This window comes from Pseudoalteromonas sp. SR44-5 (assembly GCF_014163675.1).
Classification (GTDB): domain Bacteria; phylum Pseudomonadota; class Gammaproteobacteria; order Enterobacterales; family Alteromonadaceae; genus Pseudoalteromonas; species Pseudoalteromonas rhizosphaerae.
Genome location: NZ_JACJDT010000007.1, coordinates 50,024 through 67,817, shown reverse-complemented (window position 1 = coordinate 67,817; position 17,794 = coordinate 50,024). Strand labels below are relative to the sequence as shown.

Here is a 17,794-nt window from a genome sequence, read left to right as displayed (position 1 = left end):
TTTAGAAAGGATAGAAAAATGGATTACAGCACTTCAGATTTATGCGATCACTTTGCCGATGTGGTCGATGTGCTCGAACCTATGTTTATTAACTTTGGTGGTCGCCACAATTTTAGTGGCCGTATTAAAACCGTCAAATGTTTTGAAAATAATGAACTGATCCGCGACATACTCTCTCAAGACGGCGAAGAATGTGTATTATTAATTGATGGGGGTGGTTCAACTCGTCGCGCATTAATCGATATCGAGCTTGCTGAACTAGCTGTAGAAAATAACTGGCAAGGCATTGTGGTATACGGTGCAGTACGTCATGTTGATGAACTTGAAGAGCTTGATTTAGGTATTCAAGCAATTGCTTCAATCCCTGTTGCAGCAGACAGCACCGGTGCTGGTGAAGACGGCATTGGCGTTAACTTCGCTGGTGTATCATTCTTTGATGACGACTTTATCTATGCAGATAGCACCGGTATTGTATTATCTGGTGAAGAACTTGAACTGGAAATCGTAGAAGAATAACGAGTGTCAAACCACCTACATATCTATGATGAAGCGACTGTAAAACCTTGGTGTAGCAGTCGCGCTAATGAAAGAAAAGCATGGCAGTCAATAGCCCTACTTGACACTGGTGTTGATCCTTTACAAGCCATGCGCGATGCCGCGCAATTTGGTATTAAGTATGTATTACTAGGTATTTGCGAAGATATCGGGCCACGCGCCAACTTAGGCAATGGTGGTGCCGAAGATGGCTGGCAAGCATTTCTTAAGCGCTTTTTAAATCAACCTGATAACCAATTCTTAGCGAACGAAAAAGTTTTGTTATTAGGCGAAGTCGCGATCAGCGATTTGACTCTTGCGGCGCGCGATTTATCAAACCAAAACCCTCAGCAACTAACACAATTACGCCAGTTATGCGCCCAACTTGATCAACGTGTTGAGCAAGTGCTGAGCTTAATTTTTGCTGCAGGGTTAGAGCCAATCGTTATTGGCGGTGGCCATAATAACTGCCTTGGTATTATTCGCGCATTAAGCAAGCATAAACAGCACCCAATAAACGCGATCAACTTTGACCCTCATGCCGATTTCCGTGACTGTGAAGGCCGCCATAGTGGTAATGGTTTTCGCTATGCATATAACGAGCAACACTTAAATAATTATCATGTTATTGGCATGCACGAGCTGAAAAACAATCAAGCAATTATTGATGCTTTAGCTGCTGCCCAATTTAGTTATGATAGCTACCAAGCGCTGCAAGTTAGGCGCGAAAAAACCTTAACTGAAGCATGCCAGCAGGCACTATATAATCTAATTGATGCACCACTTGGGGTTGAAGTGGATCTTGATAGCATTTCATTAATGCCCGTCAGTGCGTATACCAATTGTGGTTTTAGTGTTAGCGATGCCGAACACTTTGTGCATTTAGCTGCCAGTCAAGTAAACAGCCAATACTTGCATTTATGTGAAGCAGCCCCCAACCAACATCCTAGTGGTATACAGGCTGGAATGAGCGATGCAGGGCAAATAATCACAGCTCTCGTGAATGCTTATTTACAAGCCAAAGCAAACTAAAAAACGATTACGGATGCTCTATTTGCCATTGTTTTAACCAAGAGATCATGCCAACACTGCTCAGTGGATGACTATAGTAATAACCCTGCGCGGCATAGGCGTTTAAACTTTTTACAAAATTAAGCTGCTCCAGTGTTTCTACCCCTTCGCAAATTACCTTCGCATTTTGTTGGTTATGCATATCAACCATACCGCTGATCAAACTACGAACATGGCTTTGATGACTGAAATCAGCTGTTAATGAAGGCGCTATTTTTACATATGCAACGGCTAAATTTGGTAACTTAGCAAGCCAAATAGGGCTATCACCAAGGCCATCCACGCAGACTTTAATACCAATGCTATTTATGCGTGCGACCATTGCTTTACCTTGCTCATCTAAACTCATAAACAGATTAAGTGGACACTCGACAATTAAATCGCCAGCTTGTAGTTGATGTTCGATAAAAATGTGATCAAGGAATTCGATAAATTCTTCATTTAGCATTTCAGAGCCAAATAAATTTATACTCAAAGGCATCGTTATGCCTTCCATGCGCAGTGCCATTGCAAGCTCTGCGGCGCGTTCAATAACAAATGTGGCTAATGGATAAGCAAGCCCTGCAACACGTATATCATCAATAAATCGATTAGCCGATAAAATCCCTTGTCTGGGATGTTGCCAACGCAGTAACAACTCTAAAAATTCAATTTTTTCATCGTGATTGCAAATGATGGGTTGGAAATACAATTCAAGTTCGCTAGAAAAATCGATATTTGCTAATTCTTGCAAACGCGCTTGCTGTTCTAATTGCTCTATTCTCATTTGTTGATGGTACACCACCACTTGTTGTTTTGGGTGGCTATCTAAAGCGAGGTAAGCAAACGAAATTAAATTATCAAAGCTATTTTCTTGTTCATCGCAATCAACGAAACTGGCCCGTGCATTGACTTTAATAGTGCAATTAGCCACATTAAACGGCTTCAAGGTGGCCCCTAGTATTTGATTGATTAATTGCTCATGTAAATGTTTTTGCTGCGCTAAATTACATATAAATGCAAAATTAAGGCCACCAAGGTGAGCTAATTTTTGTTCCCCAGCTAAATTAATCACTTCTTCAATAAGCAGTAGTTGCTTAATACGGTTTGCAGACTGCGCTAATAGTAAATCCCCAAAGTCTCGGCCAATATGCTGATTAACCTGAGCAAACCCCTCCAACCGGATAACCACCAACGCAGCTCGTTGTTGATTGTTTTTACGCCAGTCGAAATAACCTTGTCGTAACTGCTTAATATCGGGAAGATTTAATAACGGCGCAGGCTCCATAAAGTGATTTATATGCGCTGCGTCATCAGCCTCAGCAACAAGCTCTTCATCATCAAAATAGCCAGACATAGCCAGTACAATGCTCGCCAGTACAATTAAATAAAGAGGTAACTCAAGTAGTAAATGAGCCGCTAAGCACACCGTAAATACAAGTGCTGAGCAACAGCTCAAAGTGAGCATAGTCCATTTATTTTGCGAAAATGCCAGCCATAAATGCAAACCAATACTCAGTGCAAATAGTAACTCCAAAAAGTTAAAGCCGCCGCTTAATACTGCCAGCCCAAGTACCCCATTGCTGAGATAGCTAAAGCGCAGTAATGGCTTTTTAACCACGCACAAGGCACAGATCATCGCCATAAAAATAGCGCCGGCTAAAAAAGTAGGCGTCAATATATTGTTTAAAAAAGCGCTCCCTGCAGAATATTCAAGTCCCGTATTTGTTAATAGCGCGATTAAAATCATTTTTTGAGCACAACATTACAACAGACTAATTTAGTCTACCCAAAATCCACAGATTTAACAGTTTATTCACGCCAAATTGATAACTTAATTGTGCTGGGTGGGATATTTGCCAATGAGCTATATCGGCACGCATGCCGACTTTTAACACTCCGCGATCAGTTAAACCCAATGCTTTGGCGGCATTACGCGTAACTCCGGCGAGAGTTTCTTCAGGAGTTAAGCGAAATAAAGTACACCCCATATTCATCATTAATTGCAAAGAACACAAGGGTGATGTACCTGGATTAAAGTCTGTCGAAATCGCTATTGGTACTTGATACTGTTTTAATAGCTCAATTGGCGGCTGTTTGGTTTCGCGTAAAAAATAAAATGCCCCGGGTAATAATACCGCCACAGCGCCTGCTGCAGCCATGGCCTTTACTCCAGCTTCATCTAAATGTTCAATATGATCAGCAGATAACCCATTAAATTCAGCGACTAATTGTGCTCCTTGCTGATTTGAAAGCTGTTCAGCATGACATTTCACTGGCAAATTATGTTTTTTTGCGGCATTAAAAACTCGTCGAGTTTGCTCATTACTAAAACCAACATTTTCGCAAAACACATCGACAGCATCGGCTAAATTTGCAGTGACCACTTGCTCAAGCATCTCATTACAAACCAGATCGATATACTCATCACTGCGACCTTTATATTCCAAAGGTAGGGCATGCGCCCCCAAAAATGTCGTTTTTACATCAATTGGGTGATTTTCACCTAACAAACGTGCCACTTCGAGGATTTTAACTTCATTTTCGCAATCAAGTCCGTAACCAGATTTGATCTCAACGGTACTCACTCCCTCGGCATAGAGGGCATTGAGACGATCCTTCGCGAGCACAAATAAAGCCTCATGATCCGCAGCTCGTGTGGCTGCTACCGTACTAGCGATCCCCCCACCTTGCGCTGCTATTTGCTCGTAACTAACACCTTGTAAACGCTGTTCAAACTCTTCAGCTCTTGAGCCGGCAAACACTAAGTGGGTATGACAATCAATTAAACCAGGTGTTAGCCACTGCCCTTTTGCTGAAAGCATCGGCGTTGCTAATACGTCGAATTTAGGTAAATCGGCCTGTTTACCCAACCACACAATGACACCTTTACGGATTGCCAGCGCTGCATTTTCGATGGCGCCATAAGGTGCTGCAATACTGCAATCCATAGTTGCGATATTGGCATCGGTGATCAATAAATCCCAGTCATTAGCCGGATCATTTGCAGTGATTGTTGTCATATTAACTCCGAAAATTATTTTTTCTCAGTCTAACAAGTCATCTTGTATATACAAGGTAAATATGCCATCTTATAGTTAATAGTAAATTTAAAAGACCATAATAATTTAATGACGACACCTAAGTTCGCACAAATAAAGCAATTTATTGTTGATAATATCCGCAGCGGCGCATGGCTTGAAAACCAACGTGTGGCTTCTGAAAATGAATTGGCCGAACAATTTAGTGTTAGTCGAATGACTGCGCGCCGAGCGTTAAGCGAATTAACCGAAGCAGGTATTCTTACTCGTAGCCAAGGTTTAGGCACGTTTGTTGCCAGTTTTAAATCACAATCATCATTGCTTGAAATTAAAAATATAGCAGATGAAGTCAAAGCCCGTAACGGCAATTACAGCTGTACAGTATTAGTGCTTGAATCTATCAGCGCCATTGCGCCAATTGCGATTGCACTGGGTGTTGAAGTAGATAGCGTGGTGTATCGCAGTGTATTAGTGCATAACGAAAACGAACAGCCACTGCAAGTTGAGGAGCGCTTTGTTAACCCGGCCCTAGCAACAAGCTACCTTCAACAAGACTTTACTGCGTTAACTCCGCACGAATATTTATCGAGCGTCGCACCATTAACTGAAGCGCGCCATACGGTAGAAGCAATAATGCCTAACAGCGAAATGTGCCAATGGCTTAATTTATACCATGAAGAGCCATGCTTACAGGTGATTAGGCGTACTTGGTCATCATCTGGGATTGTTAGTTTTGCCCGTTTAGTATCACCGGGTAGTAAGTATCGCTTAGGCGGACATTTAACTTTTAAAAAGTAATATGTAAAAAATAACATTAGAAAGAATATAAAAATCAAAATGATGCGCTTCACAGCGTATTTTTTGAAACCAATAAGCTTGTATATACAACAGGAGTAATCTATGAACAACAGACTTGATGAATCTCGCGTTATCCGCGCCCCACACGGCGATAAAATCAGCGCTAAGAGCTGGCTCACCGAAGCAGCTAAGCGCATGTTAATGAATAATTTAGATCCTGAAGTAGCCGAACATCCACATGCTTTAGTTGTGTACGGTGGGATTGGTCGTGCAGCGCGTGATTGGCCTTGCTTTGATAAAATCATCGAAACTCTCGACAGACTCGAAGACGACGAAACGCTACTCGTACAATCAGGCAAACCTGTTGGGGTATTTAAAACTCACAGTAATGCACCGCGAGTATTAATTGCCAACTCAAACTTAGTACCTCACTGGGCTAATTGGGAGCATTTTAACGAGCTCGATAAACTTGGTTTGATGATGTATGGGCAAATGACTGCGGGATCATGGATCTACATTGGATCACAAGGCATAGTACAAGGTACCTACGAAACCTTTGTAGCAATGGCAAAACAACATTTTAATGGTGACGCTGCTGGAAAGTGGGTGCTAACCGGTGGCTTAGGCGGTATGGGCGGCGCGCAGCCACTTGCGGCAACCATGGCGGGATTTAGCGCACTCGTAGTTGAATGCGATGAAACGCGTATCGATTTTCGGATCAAAACCCGCTATGTGGATGTTAAAGCAACCGATTTAGATCATGCACTGGAGCTTATCAACGAGGCGTGTGGCAAAGGCGAAGCGCTGTCAGTCGGCTTACTTGGTAATGCCGCTGATGTATTTAGTGAGCTTGTTAACCGAGCTATTACTCCCGATGTAGTGACCGATCAAACCTCTGCTCACGACCCGTTGAATGGCTATTTACCGCAAGGTTGGAGCATGCAACACGCGGCTAAAATGCGTGAACAAGATCCACAAGCGGTTGTCAAAGCAGCTAAGCAATCTATGGCTGTGCAAGTCAACGCAATGTTAGCACTACAACAAGCTGGTGCTGCAACAACTGACTACGGCAATAACATTCGTCAAATGGCATTTGACGAAGGCGTAACAAATGCCTTTGATTTCCCAGGTTTTGTGCCAGCTTATATTCGTCCATTATTTTGCGAAGGAATTGGTCCATTCCGTTGGGTGGCATTATCAGGCGATCCTGAAGATATTTATAAAACCGACGCAAAAGTGAAAGAGCTTATTCCTGACGACAAACACTTACATAACTGGCTTGATATGGCTCGTGAACGTATTCAATTCCAGGGCTTACCTGCTCGTATTTGCTGGGTTGGCTTAAAAGACCGCGCTCGTTTAGCGCTGGCGTTTAATGAGATGGTCAAAAATGGTGAGCTTAAAGCACCGATTGTGATCGGCCGTGACCATTTAGACTCAGGCTCAGTTGCGAGTCCAAACCGTGAAACCGAAGCAATGAAAGACGGCTCAGATGCAGTATCAGATTGGCCATTACTTAATGCATTACTGAATACCGCAGGAGGTGCAACATGGGTGTCACTTCATCATGGTGGTGGTGTAGGTATGGGCTTTAGCCAACATTCTGGCGTAGTCATTGTTGCTGATGGCACCGACGAAGCAGCTGCGCGGGTTGGCCGCGTATTATGGAATGATCCTGCAACGGGCGTTATGCGCCACGCGGATGCAGGTTACGATATTGCAATTAATTGTGCGACCGAGCAAGGCCTCGACCTGCCAATGTTAAATAAGGAATAATCATGTTTAAACTCACCCTAACACCTGGAAAGCTCGATTTAGCAACACTGCGTCAAATTAATTTATCACCAGTGACGTTAACGCTCGCCAAAGATAGCGAGATAAAAATAGCAGCCAGTGCACAAACCGTGCAAGACGTGATTGATCAACACAGAACGGTATATGGCATTAATACCGGTTTTGGCTTACTCGCCAATACTAAAATTGCTGAACATGAATTAGAGTTACTCCAGCGATCCATTGTACTTTCCCATGCTGCGGGCATCGGTGCTTATATGAATGACAGCACAGTACGATTGATGATGGTATTGAAAATTAATTCATTATCACGTGGCTTTTCTGGCATTCGCCTAAAAGTGATCGAATTCTTTATGCAGTTACTTGCTGCACAAGTCTATCCATGCGTGCCAAAAAAAGGCTCGGTAGGTGCATCTGGCGATTTAGCGCCACTTTCACATATGTGTTTACCACTGCTCGGCGAAGGCGAAATGCGCTATCAAGGTAAACTCATTAGCGCTGCTGACGGTCTTAAAATAGCCGGTCTTGAGCCATTAACACTGGCCGCTAAAGAAGGCTTGGCTTTGTTAAATGGCACTCAAGCCTCTACCGCATTTGCGCTTCAAGGGCTATTTCGGGCCGAGGATTTATATGCACAAAGCTGCGCGATTGGCTCAATTAGTATTGAAGCTGCAATGGGAAGTCGTTCGCCATTTGATGCACGTATTCATGAAATTCGTGGCCAACTTGGTCAAATCGATACCGCGGCAATGTTTCGCGATATGCTCGGTGAACATTCACAGATCAGCGAAGCTCATGTGGATTGTGAAAAAGTACAAGACCCGTATTGCCTACGCTGTCAGCCACAAGTACTTGGTGCATGCTTAACACAAATTCGCCAAGCCGCCGAAGTGTTGTTGTGTGAATCTAATGGTGTAACCGACAACCCATTAGTATTTGCTGATGTAGGCGATATTATTTCGGGAGGTAACTTCCACGCCGAGCCTGTGGCTATGGCAGCCGACAATTTAGCATTAGCGATTGCCGAAATTGGTGCACTAGCTGAGCGTCGTATTGCGTTACTGATTGATTCAAACTTATCAAAGTTGCCACCTTTCTTAGTTGAAAACGGCGGCGTTAATTCAGGCTTTATGATTGCACAAGTAACCGCAGCAGCATTAGCGTCTGAAAATAAATCATTGGCGCACCCTGCTTCTGTGGATAGCTTACCAACTTCAGCGAACCAAGAAGACCATGTTTCTATGGCAACTTTTGCAGCACGTCGTCTGCAAGAAATGGCTGATAACACGCAAGGCGTACTGGCAATTGAATGGTTGGCATCTGCGCAAGGGTTAGAATTTAGAAAGCCATTGCAGGCATCAGCCAAAGTTGAACAAGCTAAAGCAACACTGCGCACAAAAGTGAGCTACTACGATAAAGACCGTTATTTTGGCCCAGATATCGAAGCAGCTAATTTATTATTACAGCAAGGTGAGTTGTGTAATTTATTACCTAAAGGCGTATTACCGTCGTTTTAAATAGCAAACTGATAGTTAAAACCAAGTGATTCAATAGCCGAACCATCAATGATGCGTTCGGCGCTTTCGTCACTCGTAAATGTAGGAGGGGTTGTTCCGTATTGCTGGCATTTTTGCTGATAGTAATCTGCTTTGCTTGGATGAGCTGGATTGACGACATTGTAAATTGGCGCTGCAACTTGCCAATTCTCCAACACACTAACAATCGCATTAATAACATCTTGTTGCTGCACCATATTAACGGTTTGGTTGCTCGAACTTTGTAGTTCTTTGCCTGCCACAAAACGCCCAGGCTCTCGCTCTGGCCCAATTAAACCACCGAGTCTAAGTACTTTTCCACCCGCATTTAATACCAGTTGCTCAGCATCAATTAATGGCTGTTGGCGTGCAGTGCTTACTTTAATCTCACTTTGCTCTGTATAGGTTAGATTATCTTGATCATACACAGCCGTTGATGAACACAACAAAAAGCCTTTTGCATTCATGGTGCCTGCCAGTTCAATGGCTAATTTTAACGTGGCTAAATAATGGCTATCAGCGTGGCGACTACGTGGTGGTATAGCACACACCCACCACGCATTATGTAAATCTAGTTGATGAACTAATTGCTCATCCGCAAATACTAACTGGCGCTGAAAAACATGTTGATGCTCAGCGCTACGATGAGTGCCTTGAACATCCCAGCCTTTTGCAAGCTGTTGTAAGCACAATGGCTGACCCAACCAACCTGCGCCCAATACTATTAATTGGTCTTTATTTGTACCCGCCACGCAACATTCCTCTTACAATTAAATAGAAATTTGTTCACTTCTCTCATCGCACACAATAGCGATTAAGATAAAGATATGATTAGATAAGAGTGCTTACTCTACTAAATAATAAGAATGTGTGCACTTATGTTACGAAATCTATCATTACGAAAAAAAATCCTGTTATTAATTGGTGGCACTATCAGTGTGCTGTTACTTATTGCCTCGGCTTACTTTGTGAACCATATCGCCGCCTTGTCTCGTCAAAGTATTGAACGCGAAGCATACAGCTACTTACAAAGTGAACAGCTGTCAATGCAGAGCTATTTTGCTCAATATGGCAAAGTTGTAGAAACTTTTGTGAATAATCCTCATCTCGTTAACTGGTTTGACGCATGGGATAAACGCGACCAAACACTCCAAGGTGCGCTAGGCTACGACGAAGTAAATCAAGACCTTATACGCATTAGTGGCAATGATGAAAATATTCTCTCGGCATTTTTTGCCTCCGCCAAAACCGGTGAATATTTTAAAGAGCATGAACGTACTACCCACTATAATGGCCAGCCGTATTACGCTTATAAACGTGGTTGGTGGCAAGATGCATTAAAAATTAACCGTTTATATGTCGGGCCCATTTCAGTTGATTTAACCACAGGTAATGCCTCTGCGGTTGTGCAACAGCCTGTTTATAATAAGCAACGCGAACTAATTGGTTTTGGTGGCGTAGATTTACAACTGAATAAAATCAATAAAATGGTCGAAGATATTCGTTTTAACGGTCAAGGTTTTGGCTTTTTACTCGATGGCGACCAAAAAGTGGTGCATTTCTCAAAACGTACCAACCATAAACTTTCAATCACCGATGAAGGCCCTAACGGTAAAGAAGGCTTAGAAGTACTTGAAAAACAATTTAGCGACACGCAAGGCTTCAGTGCGCTCAACCAGCAAATGAAAAATAACGTCGCTGGTGATGCCAAAGTAACCTTGCAAGGGCAAGAGTACTTTGTGGTTTATAACCGCTTACAATTAGAGCATCCTTATCTAAACTGGTACGTGGGTATTTTAGTGCCACACACTATGATTGATGAGCCAGTAAATGACGCGGTCATGACCACCACCAGCTCGGTCGTTATTATTTTATTAATCATCATCGCAATGATTTTGTGGGCCACACAGATGATCTCACAACCGATCATCACCTTAACCCATATTATGCGCGATATTGCTTCTGGGGATGGCGATTTAACCCAAAAAATTACTATTGATAGCAAAGATGAAGTTGGCCAGTTAGCTCATCATATGAATACCTTTATTGATAAGTTGCACGTTATGATGCTTAATACCGCAGCACAGGCTGAACAACTTACCGATGCGGCGGCACAATTAAAATCGGTTTCGCAACAAACTAATGACGAAATTCAACAAGAAAAACAGCAGGTTGATAGTGTTAGCGCTGCAGTAACCGAAATGGCGACCACGGTTATGGAGATCTCGCGTAATGCACAACACACCAACAATGCAGCTGAGGAAGTCCAACAGATCACCGCAGATGGCGCCACTCGCTCGCAAAATGCACAAAGCGTGATGACCGCCTTAGCTGAGCATATTGGCGAAGCTGCTAAAGTGGTCGCAGGCCTAGAGCAAGAAAGTGGTAACATCGGCGCCGTAGTTGATGTGATCAATTCCATTGCAGAGCAAACCAATTTGCTGGCGCTGAACGCTGCAATTGAAGCCGCCCGTGCTGGTGAGCAAGGCCGTGGCTTTGCGGTCGTAGCCGATGAAGTTCGCTCGTTGGCCAGTCGCACACAAGAGTCAACTGATGATATTCGCAACATGATCTCACGCTTACAGCAAATTGCACAGCAAGCTTCAACTATGATGCAACAAGGACAAGAGCGCGCGCAAAGCTCGGTTACGCAAACTCAAGAAGTACTAGATGCATTGCAAAACATTGCTGACTCAGTGACTAAAGTACAAGATCAAAGTCATCACATTGCCACCTCAACCGAGCAACAAACGGTGGTTGCCGAAGATATAAATAATAGTTTAGCGGCAATTAATCACTTAGTGAACAGCACTGCAGATCATGCCCTTGAGCTTGCTGATGAAGCCAGGGACCTTAACGAGCTTGCCAGCTTACTAAATAAAACAGTTAATCAGTTTAAGCTTAAGTAAGCCAATATTGATAAGCAAAAGAGTGCTCCGGCACTCTTTTTTGTTGTAGATCAATATTCCCTCGACGCATCCTTTTTATACTAACGAAAATGATATAAAAGGTGCGCGTGATGATTAATTTACCCAAATGGGATCAAAGCTTAATAAATAAGTACAATGTGTCTGGACCAAGATACACCTCCTACCCCACAGCATTGTCGTTTAATGATGGCTATCAACAACAAGACTTGATCAGTGCAATTAACTCATCAAACAGTCGCAGCTTATCTTTATATATCCACATTCCGTTTTGCAGTCAGCTTTGCTATTACTGTGGCTGTAACAAAGTAATAACCCGCCATCAATCAAAAGCTGACTTATACCTAGATTATCTTGAAAAAGAAATCATCGCTCAAGCGCTGCTATTTGATAGCTATCAAGTACAGCAACTGCATTTAGGCGGTGGCACGCCCACTTTTTTAACAACCAGCCAAATGAGCCGTTTAATCGCGCTACTTGAGCTGCACTTTAAGTTTGCTCCCGATGCAGAGCGTGGTATTGAAATAGACCCTCGCTCACTGGCAACTGACATGCTCAGCCACTTGCGTAGCCTTGGCTTTAACCGTGTATCATTTGGCATTCAAGACTTTAATGATGATGTACAGCTTGCCGTTAACCGTCCACAAAGTGCTGATGCAGTAAAAAGTTTGATTGGTGAAGCCCGTGAACTCGGCTTCAAATCAATTAATGCAGATATGATTTATGGCTTACCACTGCAAACCCCTGAGAGCTTTAAAGAGACTATTGAGCAATTAATTGCCCTTAGTCCTGATCGTGTATCGGTATTTAATTACGCGCACTTACCGGATCGCTTTGCCGCTCAGCGAAAAATTAAGGATGCAGATTTACCTAGCGCTCACGATAAGCTCACCATGTTTAAGAATACCTTAGAACAAATGAGTAACGCAGGTTATCAGTTTATTGGTATGGATCACTTTGCAAAAACCAGTAATGAGTTAGCTATTGCACAAAATAGTCAGCAATTACATCGTAATTTTCAAGGCTACACCACTCATGGTGACTGTGATTTACTGGGTTTAGGGGTGTCATCAATTTCACAAATTGGCACTGCTATTTTGCAAAATCAAAAAGAGTTAAAGCATTACTATCACGCGATTGATAATCAGCTTGGCAGTGCAATCAGCAAAGGTATGAAACTTGATAATGATGACGTTATTCGCGCTGATGTGATCAAACAGCTTATTTGCCACTTTGAACTGAATATGCAAAGTATTGCTAATACCTATCAACTCGACTTTAAAGATTACTTTGCCAGCTCACTGCAAGCTCTTGAGCCACTAATAGCAGATGGCATGGTGACTATCGATGCAGACTTAATAACCGTCACAGCACGCGGCAATTTGTTTATTCGTATCATTTGTATGTGTTTTGATGCTCATTTACAAAAACAGATTAACGCGACTCGGTTCTCTCGGGTAATTTAATCTGAGTGCACAAGCATAAAAAAAGCAGACCGAGGTCTGCTTTTTTATTGATACTGTAAAATTAGTTAAACACCACGTTTTCGCTACCAGGGGCTGCTTTAAACTCTTCAATGATTTTCTCACAGTCAGCTTTAATTTGCTCTGCATGAGTTTCTTCAGCACGCCAGCGAGCGCTGTCTTGTTTAAATATTTCTTTTTTCGAATATTTTTTACGAGCGTCATGAGTTGGCATTTCTTTTACCACTTCATACATCGCAAATATGCCTGGATAACGCCCTGGAAGGTCTTCGTCATCCTCAAAGCTGTATTGCGACATTAGCACCCAAATACGCAAACACCCTTCTGAGAACTCACATTGCTCTTGGTGCATAGCACGGGCGATTAAATGAATGCTGTCTGCGAGCTTGGCATTACGCTCTAAGCGCGACTTAGCTAACTTAGCTTGCTGCTTTACCTGCTCTTTCGCGATCAGTTTTTTTTGCGCACTGAGTTTATACAGTAATTGGCCAGCATAAAATGCCAACCCCGCAATGATCACAGCGCCAACACACAGAGCCAAGATCATTATGTTCATTATTTATCGTCCTCGTCATCTAACCATTCATTGGCTAAATCATTCGACAAGTAATGATCAAAGTCACTATTAGCTTCTTCGCTAAACTCTTCATCATCAAAATCATCAGCTTCGTCTTCAATACCAAGCAATTCACATAACACTTGATGACGTGCAATACGGCTGTTGAAGTATTTTGCATCTTTACCTGTTAATAACTGGCCACTTTCATGTAACTCAACCAGCTTCAATAAGCGCTCGTCATTTTCTAGCGCTTCTAATTCTTGCTCTGGTGAAAGCTCAGGCTGAACTACTTTTTTCAGTTCAACTTGTGGCTTCAAGTTACGTTTAAGCTCAATAACTGGTTCAACTGCAACGGCAATTAAAGGGATTGGTTTTTTACTACCAACACGTTTGTCTTTATGTTGCTGATTACTATTACTCTCAGGCTGTAAAGCGTCTATCGAATTACGTGAACCGGGCTTTGCACCTTTGGTCTTTTTAACGCGTTGTTCTTTCAATGCACGCATTTCTTTAAGCTTATCTTTGCTTAAACGAACAGGACCGTTAGACGGGATTTTACGTGACTTTTTAGTTCTACTCATATCTTGATCATCTCACTTAAGAGGTTTTGAGCAACGCGCATTTTGGCGTTGCGATGCTGGCCTTGCCAGAAGAATTCGGTTTGTGCGGATTGAGGTTGGGTAACTCGACTACTTGCGCACTTTCTATACATTTAAGTATAAACGATGGCTATTGTAACAGGACAAATAAAAAGGCGGTAGAGAAAACATCTCTACCGCCTGCTAATCTGAGCGCCATTTAACTGGACACTTCTCCCTTCGACTTTTTAGTCTTTATTATTGTTATTATTTTTGTTGTTCCATGTTGTTATTATTTTTACCTTCCGTGTAGCATTCCATTTTGTTTTTATTTTAAACTTCCGTGAGATTTTATTATTCTCGGTCTTCATTGACTCTTTTTTAATATTCCTTCGGTGACATCAACCGATGTCTTATCCCCGATAATCACGTCACACTACTTTCCGTGTAGTTTAGTCCATTTTGTTCTTATTGTTTCAGCGACAAGGGTTAATTTACGCATTAATAATTTTGTTACAACTAATTTATATAATTTTTCTTACGCAATACAAATTGCAACATAACCAAAACATTAAATTACAATAAGTTATGATAAAAACAAAAATAAAAATAGGATTTAGCTTACAGCAAGGCATGGTCAATGTCTTACAAGGAAAGAGGTAATATCGACAAAACACAAATACAAAAAAAGCAGCTTACGCTGCTTTTTGTAACCACTATAGATTTTAGGATTAATAATAAAACTAATCTATACTACTTTAGTGTAGTCCACCTAAGTACTTAGAAAGCACTTCGATATCTTTGTCTGTTAGCTTGGTGGCAATATCTTGCATCATGCCATTTAAATCATTATGACGCACACCATCACGGAATTTCTCAAGTTGTGACTTGATGTATTCTGGATGTTGAAAAGAAATTTTTGGAAACTTAGCTAATGATGAGCCATTACCACGTGGGCCATGACATGCTGCGCATGCTGGAATACCACGTTCTGCGTCACCTGCTTTATAAAGCATGGCGCCAACGTCAACGATATCTTTAGGTGTTGCACCCTCTGACATGTTAAGTGACGAAAAATAAGCAGCCAAATCTTTCATGTCTTGATCGTTCAATGGCATTGCCATCGCGCTCATGACTGGATCCATACGACCCTCTTTACCACCTGAAGTCATACCTAACTTCAATTCAGTAAGTTGCTTATAAATATAATCCGCGTGTTGGCCTGCAAGTTTTGGGTAGATATTAACCGGCGCGTTACCGTCTGGGCCGTGACAAGCCGCACACGTTGCTGATTTTTCTTTACCTGCGTTTACATCGCCATCAAATGCTGTTGCGTTGCTTGCTGACAACGCACCAAGCAATATAGTTAAAGATAGTGCTATTTTTTTCATGGTGAATTCTCTGTTTCCGACCCTGTATCATCTACAATATGGATGTTGTGATTTACATATTCTACACGATAATAAATTCTCTGGCACGTTTTCTACTCATATTAAACTTATAAATTATAGGGTTTTGACCTAGATTAAGCTTTGGCCGTATCATTTTAGTTGATTTTAGGCTGCTATCTTAGTCTAAATCCGCTTTTTAATAGTGTAGTAATAGTATAAAATGCGCCCCTTAAGTGAACTTTAATTAAGTAAAGTTTACTCGCTGTAATACTTAATTAAGTTTCTAGGAGAGCCTGTGCTCAAATCTCGTATCAAATATAACACTGCGTCGTTCGTTACCAGCGCTCCAGATATCACTAAATTGCCTGCTGATACGGGAATTGAAGTTGCCTTTGCTGGCCGCTCCAACGCCGGTAAGTCTAGTGCTCTTAATGCATTAACTGACCAAAAGCTGGCACGTACTAGTAAAACCCCTGGTCGTACGCAACTGATCAACACATTTGAATTAGCCGATGTTGATGATATGCGCCTAATCGATTTACCTGGCTATGGTTTTGCTAAGGTACCGATCGAAATGAAAAAGAAATGGCAAAAGTCATTAGGTGAGTACCTGCAAAAACGTCAAAGTTTAAAAGGTATCGTGATCTTAATGGATATTCGTCATCCTCTTAAAGATTTAGACCGCGATTTAATTAATTGGGCAATTGGTAGTGAAATTCCAGTATTGGCGCTATTAACTAAAGCCGACAAACTAAAGCAAGGTGCACGTAAAGCACAGGTGCTGCAAGTTCGTCGCGAGTTAAGCAGCTTAGAAGGTGATATTACCGTTCATGCGTTTTCATCTTTAAAAGGCACAGGATTACCTGAAGTTGCTAAGAAATTAGATGAATGGTTCCTAGGGCCAATTGTTGCAATACCACCTACTGATGTTGAACAAACGCCTGAATCAGATGCTTAATCACACGTTTAAGTAAAAACGCTGACCCGCAGATTGAATGAAATAGCCTTGCTTATCAGCTTGTGCTATTTCTGCCCACTGATAAAACACACTTCTTGATACCCGAGCACTACAGCCATACGGTAACTGTAAATACGGCACATTATTGCCCTGATAATCTTGTACTACTAAAGGTTGTTCGCAGGTTACTAGCCAAGTTCGCTGTAAATTATCCACACAACATAACACTTGCCCTTGCTCTGTCATTTCAAAGCGCCAATTAACGATTATAAAGGGAGCATCATGGACAGTAATAGCTATTTTTTCGATTGGTGTTTTTAAGTAAAAAGTATCCTGCTCTTTGCAAAGAACTGAGGCAAACAGCTTAACCATAGCGATACGAGTAATTTTACTGCCACCGTATAACCACTCACCTTGCTGATTGATGATAATTGGCAGCTCGCCACAATGCTGCGGCTGCCATTGAGAAAATGGCTTGCTTGGCTGCTCAAGTGCAGTGGCAAGCTCATTCAAAGAGTGCATTATTTAAGCTTGTTCATCGTTAATGAAAAACTAACAGGTACTGCCGTTGCTATCGATGGTAAACCTGCTAACTTTTGCAATTGCATAATGCCATCAATGACAGCAAAGTCTGCGCCATTAATGATAATTGGGCTCATTGATGAAACGCTGATATCCCCTTGCGATGACAAGTTGGCGATAACATCCACTGTAATCTCTTTCTTAGCACCATGAAAATCAAGTTCAGCACTAATACCTTTAAATACATGTTGGCCAGGCTTAAGCGCTTTTAATTGCTTGCTTAAATTAGCTGTTATGGTTGCGGTTGGAAACTTCGCTGTTTCAAATAACAACTTGGTCATGCGTTCATTACGAATAGGGATCATCGTTTCAACTGAGCTCAGATCAATATCGACTGATAAAGAGCCATTTTCAGCTAAACTACCTGACACATTTTTGAAGTGATGCACTTCAGCAATACTATTTGACTTAATAGACACAAAACTTACTTTGCTTTGATCATTGTTAACCTGCCAGTCAGCACAGGCAACACCAGAGACTAATAGGCTTGATAACGAAAGACCTAATATCGCAATTGATTTAACCATCACGCATTCCTTTCAAAATGAAAATGAGATTCAATG

The 17,794-nt window shown here is 41.9% G+C and carries 16 protein-coding genes; 8 read left to right on the top strand and 8 right to left on the bottom strand.

Translation table 11 applies throughout. The features are described from left to right. Nucleotides 1-18: 18 nt before the first annotated feature. Both rraA and H5154_RS05730 read left to right on the top strand, forming a co-directional pair. The gene (rraA, locus tag H5154_RS05735) at nucleotides 19-516 is read left to right on the top strand and encodes a ribonuclease E activity regulator RraA (RefSeq protein ID WP_145238473.1); all 498 of its coding nucleotides are present in this window, start codon (nucleotides 19-21) and stop codon (nucleotides 514-516) included. Between the two features lie 3 nt (nucleotides 517-519). Continuing rightward, a complete protein-coding gene (locus H5154_RS05730; RefSeq protein ID WP_182717688.1) occupies nucleotides 520-1,566 on the top strand; it encodes a formimidoylglutamase in 1,047 nt (348 codons plus the stop codon). A 7-nt stretch (nucleotides 1,567-1,573) separates the two neighbouring features. On the opposite strand, the gene H5154_RS05725 is transcribed toward H5154_RS05730, so the two are convergent. Both H5154_RS05725 and hutI read right to left on the bottom strand, forming a co-directional pair. Then, entirely contained in the window at nucleotides 1,574-3,229 is a 1,656-nt protein-coding gene (locus tag H5154_RS05725) for a GGDEF domain-containing phosphodiesterase (protein WP_182717748.1), read from the bottom strand. Between the two features lie 130 nt (nucleotides 3,230-3,359). Beyond that, nucleotides 3,360-4,607, bottom strand: coding sequence for an imidazolonepropionase (gene hutI / locus H5154_RS05720; RefSeq protein WP_182717687.1), 1,248 nt, complete (start codon nucleotides 4,605-4,607; stop codon nucleotides 3,360-3,362). A gap of 108 nt (nucleotides 4,608-4,715) precedes the next feature. Here hutI and hutC point away from each other — a divergent pair, with 108 nt between their 5' ends. The 3 genes from hutC to hutH all read left to right on the top strand — a co-directional run bounded on the left by hutC (nucleotide 4,716) and on the right by hutH (nucleotide 8,734). Next, complete coding sequence (gene hutC / locus H5154_RS05715) at nucleotides 4,716-5,423, top strand: histidine utilization repressor (RefSeq protein WP_149982615.1); 708 nt, start codon at nucleotides 4,716-4,718, stop codon at nucleotides 5,421-5,423. A gap of 102 nt (nucleotides 5,424-5,525) precedes the next feature. Further along, nucleotides 5,526-7,199, top strand: a complete 1,674-nt coding sequence (gene hutU / locus H5154_RS05710) for a urocanate hydratase (RefSeq protein ID WP_145238458.1) — start codon at nucleotides 5,526-5,528, stop codon at nucleotides 7,197-7,199. 2 nt (nucleotides 7,200-7,201) lie between these two features. Further along, entirely contained in the window at nucleotides 7,202-8,734 is a 1,533-nt protein-coding gene (gene hutH, locus H5154_RS05705; RefSeq protein ID WP_182717686.1) for a histidine ammonia-lyase, read from the top strand. Here the strand turns inward: hutH and H5154_RS05700 are convergent. Further along, nucleotides 8,731-9,504, bottom strand: coding sequence for an NADP-binding protein (locus H5154_RS05700; protein ID WP_182717685.1), 774 nt, complete (start codon nucleotides 9,502-9,504; stop codon nucleotides 8,731-8,733). The two genes, hutH and H5154_RS05700, sit on opposite strands and share 4 nt — an antisense overlap. Before the next feature lie 126 nt (nucleotides 9,505-9,630). Here H5154_RS05700 and H5154_RS05695 point away from each other — a divergent pair, with 126 nt between their 5' ends. Both H5154_RS05695 and hemN read left to right on the top strand, forming a co-directional pair. Continuing rightward, nucleotides 9,631-11,661 carry a methyl-accepting chemotaxis protein gene (locus tag H5154_RS05695; protein ID WP_182717684.1) on the top strand — a complete coding sequence of 677 codons (2,031 nt, stop codon included), beginning with the start codon at nucleotides 9,631-9,633 and terminating at the stop codon, nucleotides 11,659-11,661. A 110-nt stretch (nucleotides 11,662-11,771) separates the two neighbouring features. Further along, nucleotides 11,772-13,145: an oxygen-independent coproporphyrinogen III oxidase gene (gene hemN, locus H5154_RS05690; protein WP_182717683.1), complete on the top strand. Its 1,374-nt coding sequence runs from the start codon at nucleotides 11,772-11,774 to the stop codon at nucleotides 13,143-13,145. 61 nt (nucleotides 13,146-13,206) lie between these two features. Here the strand turns inward: hemN and H5154_RS05685 are convergent, their stop codons facing one another. The 3 genes from H5154_RS05685 to H5154_RS05675 all read right to left on the bottom strand — a co-directional run bounded on the left by H5154_RS05685 (nucleotide 13,207) and on the right by H5154_RS05675 (nucleotide 15,691). Beyond that, nucleotides 13,207-13,719: a DUF2489 domain-containing protein gene (locus H5154_RS05685; RefSeq protein ID WP_220491317.1), complete on the bottom strand. Its 513-nt coding sequence runs from the start codon at nucleotides 13,717-13,719 to the stop codon at nucleotides 13,207-13,209. Then, complete coding sequence (yihI, locus tag H5154_RS05680) at nucleotides 13,719-14,303, bottom strand: Der GTPase-activating protein YihI (RefSeq protein WP_182717682.1); 585 nt, start codon at nucleotides 14,301-14,303, stop codon at nucleotides 13,719-13,721. Before yihI ends, H5154_RS05685 begins: the two co-directional genes overlap by 1 nt. Before the next feature lie 755 nt (nucleotides 14,304-15,058). Further along, nucleotides 15,059-15,691 (bottom strand): cytochrome c, encoded by a 633-nt coding sequence (locus H5154_RS05675; protein WP_149982610.1) that lies wholly within the window; start codon nucleotides 15,689-15,691, stop codon nucleotides 15,059-15,061. A gap of 295 nt (nucleotides 15,692-15,986) precedes the next feature. On the opposite strand from H5154_RS05675, the gene yihA reads away from it, so the two are divergent. Next, on the top strand, nucleotides 15,987-16,649 hold the full coding sequence (gene yihA / locus H5154_RS05670; RefSeq protein WP_145238434.1) for a ribosome biogenesis GTP-binding protein YihA/YsxC: 663 nt from the start codon (nucleotides 15,987-15,989) through the stop codon (nucleotides 16,647-16,649). Here yihA and H5154_RS05665 read toward each other — a convergent pair whose 3' ends face one another. Together H5154_RS05665 and H5154_RS05660 are read right to left on the bottom strand one after the other, a co-directional pair. Next, nucleotides 16,650-17,171 (bottom strand): DUF1285 domain-containing protein, encoded by a 522-nt coding sequence (locus H5154_RS05665; RefSeq protein ID WP_182717681.1) that lies wholly within the window; start codon nucleotides 17,169-17,171, stop codon nucleotides 16,650-16,652. Then, nucleotides 17,171-17,758 (bottom strand): YceI family protein, encoded by a 588-nt coding sequence (locus tag H5154_RS05660; RefSeq protein ID WP_182717680.1) that lies wholly within the window; start codon nucleotides 17,756-17,758, stop codon nucleotides 17,171-17,173. Before H5154_RS05660 ends, H5154_RS05665 begins: the two co-directional genes overlap by 1 nt. Nucleotides 17,759-17,794 lie beyond the last annotated feature (36 nt).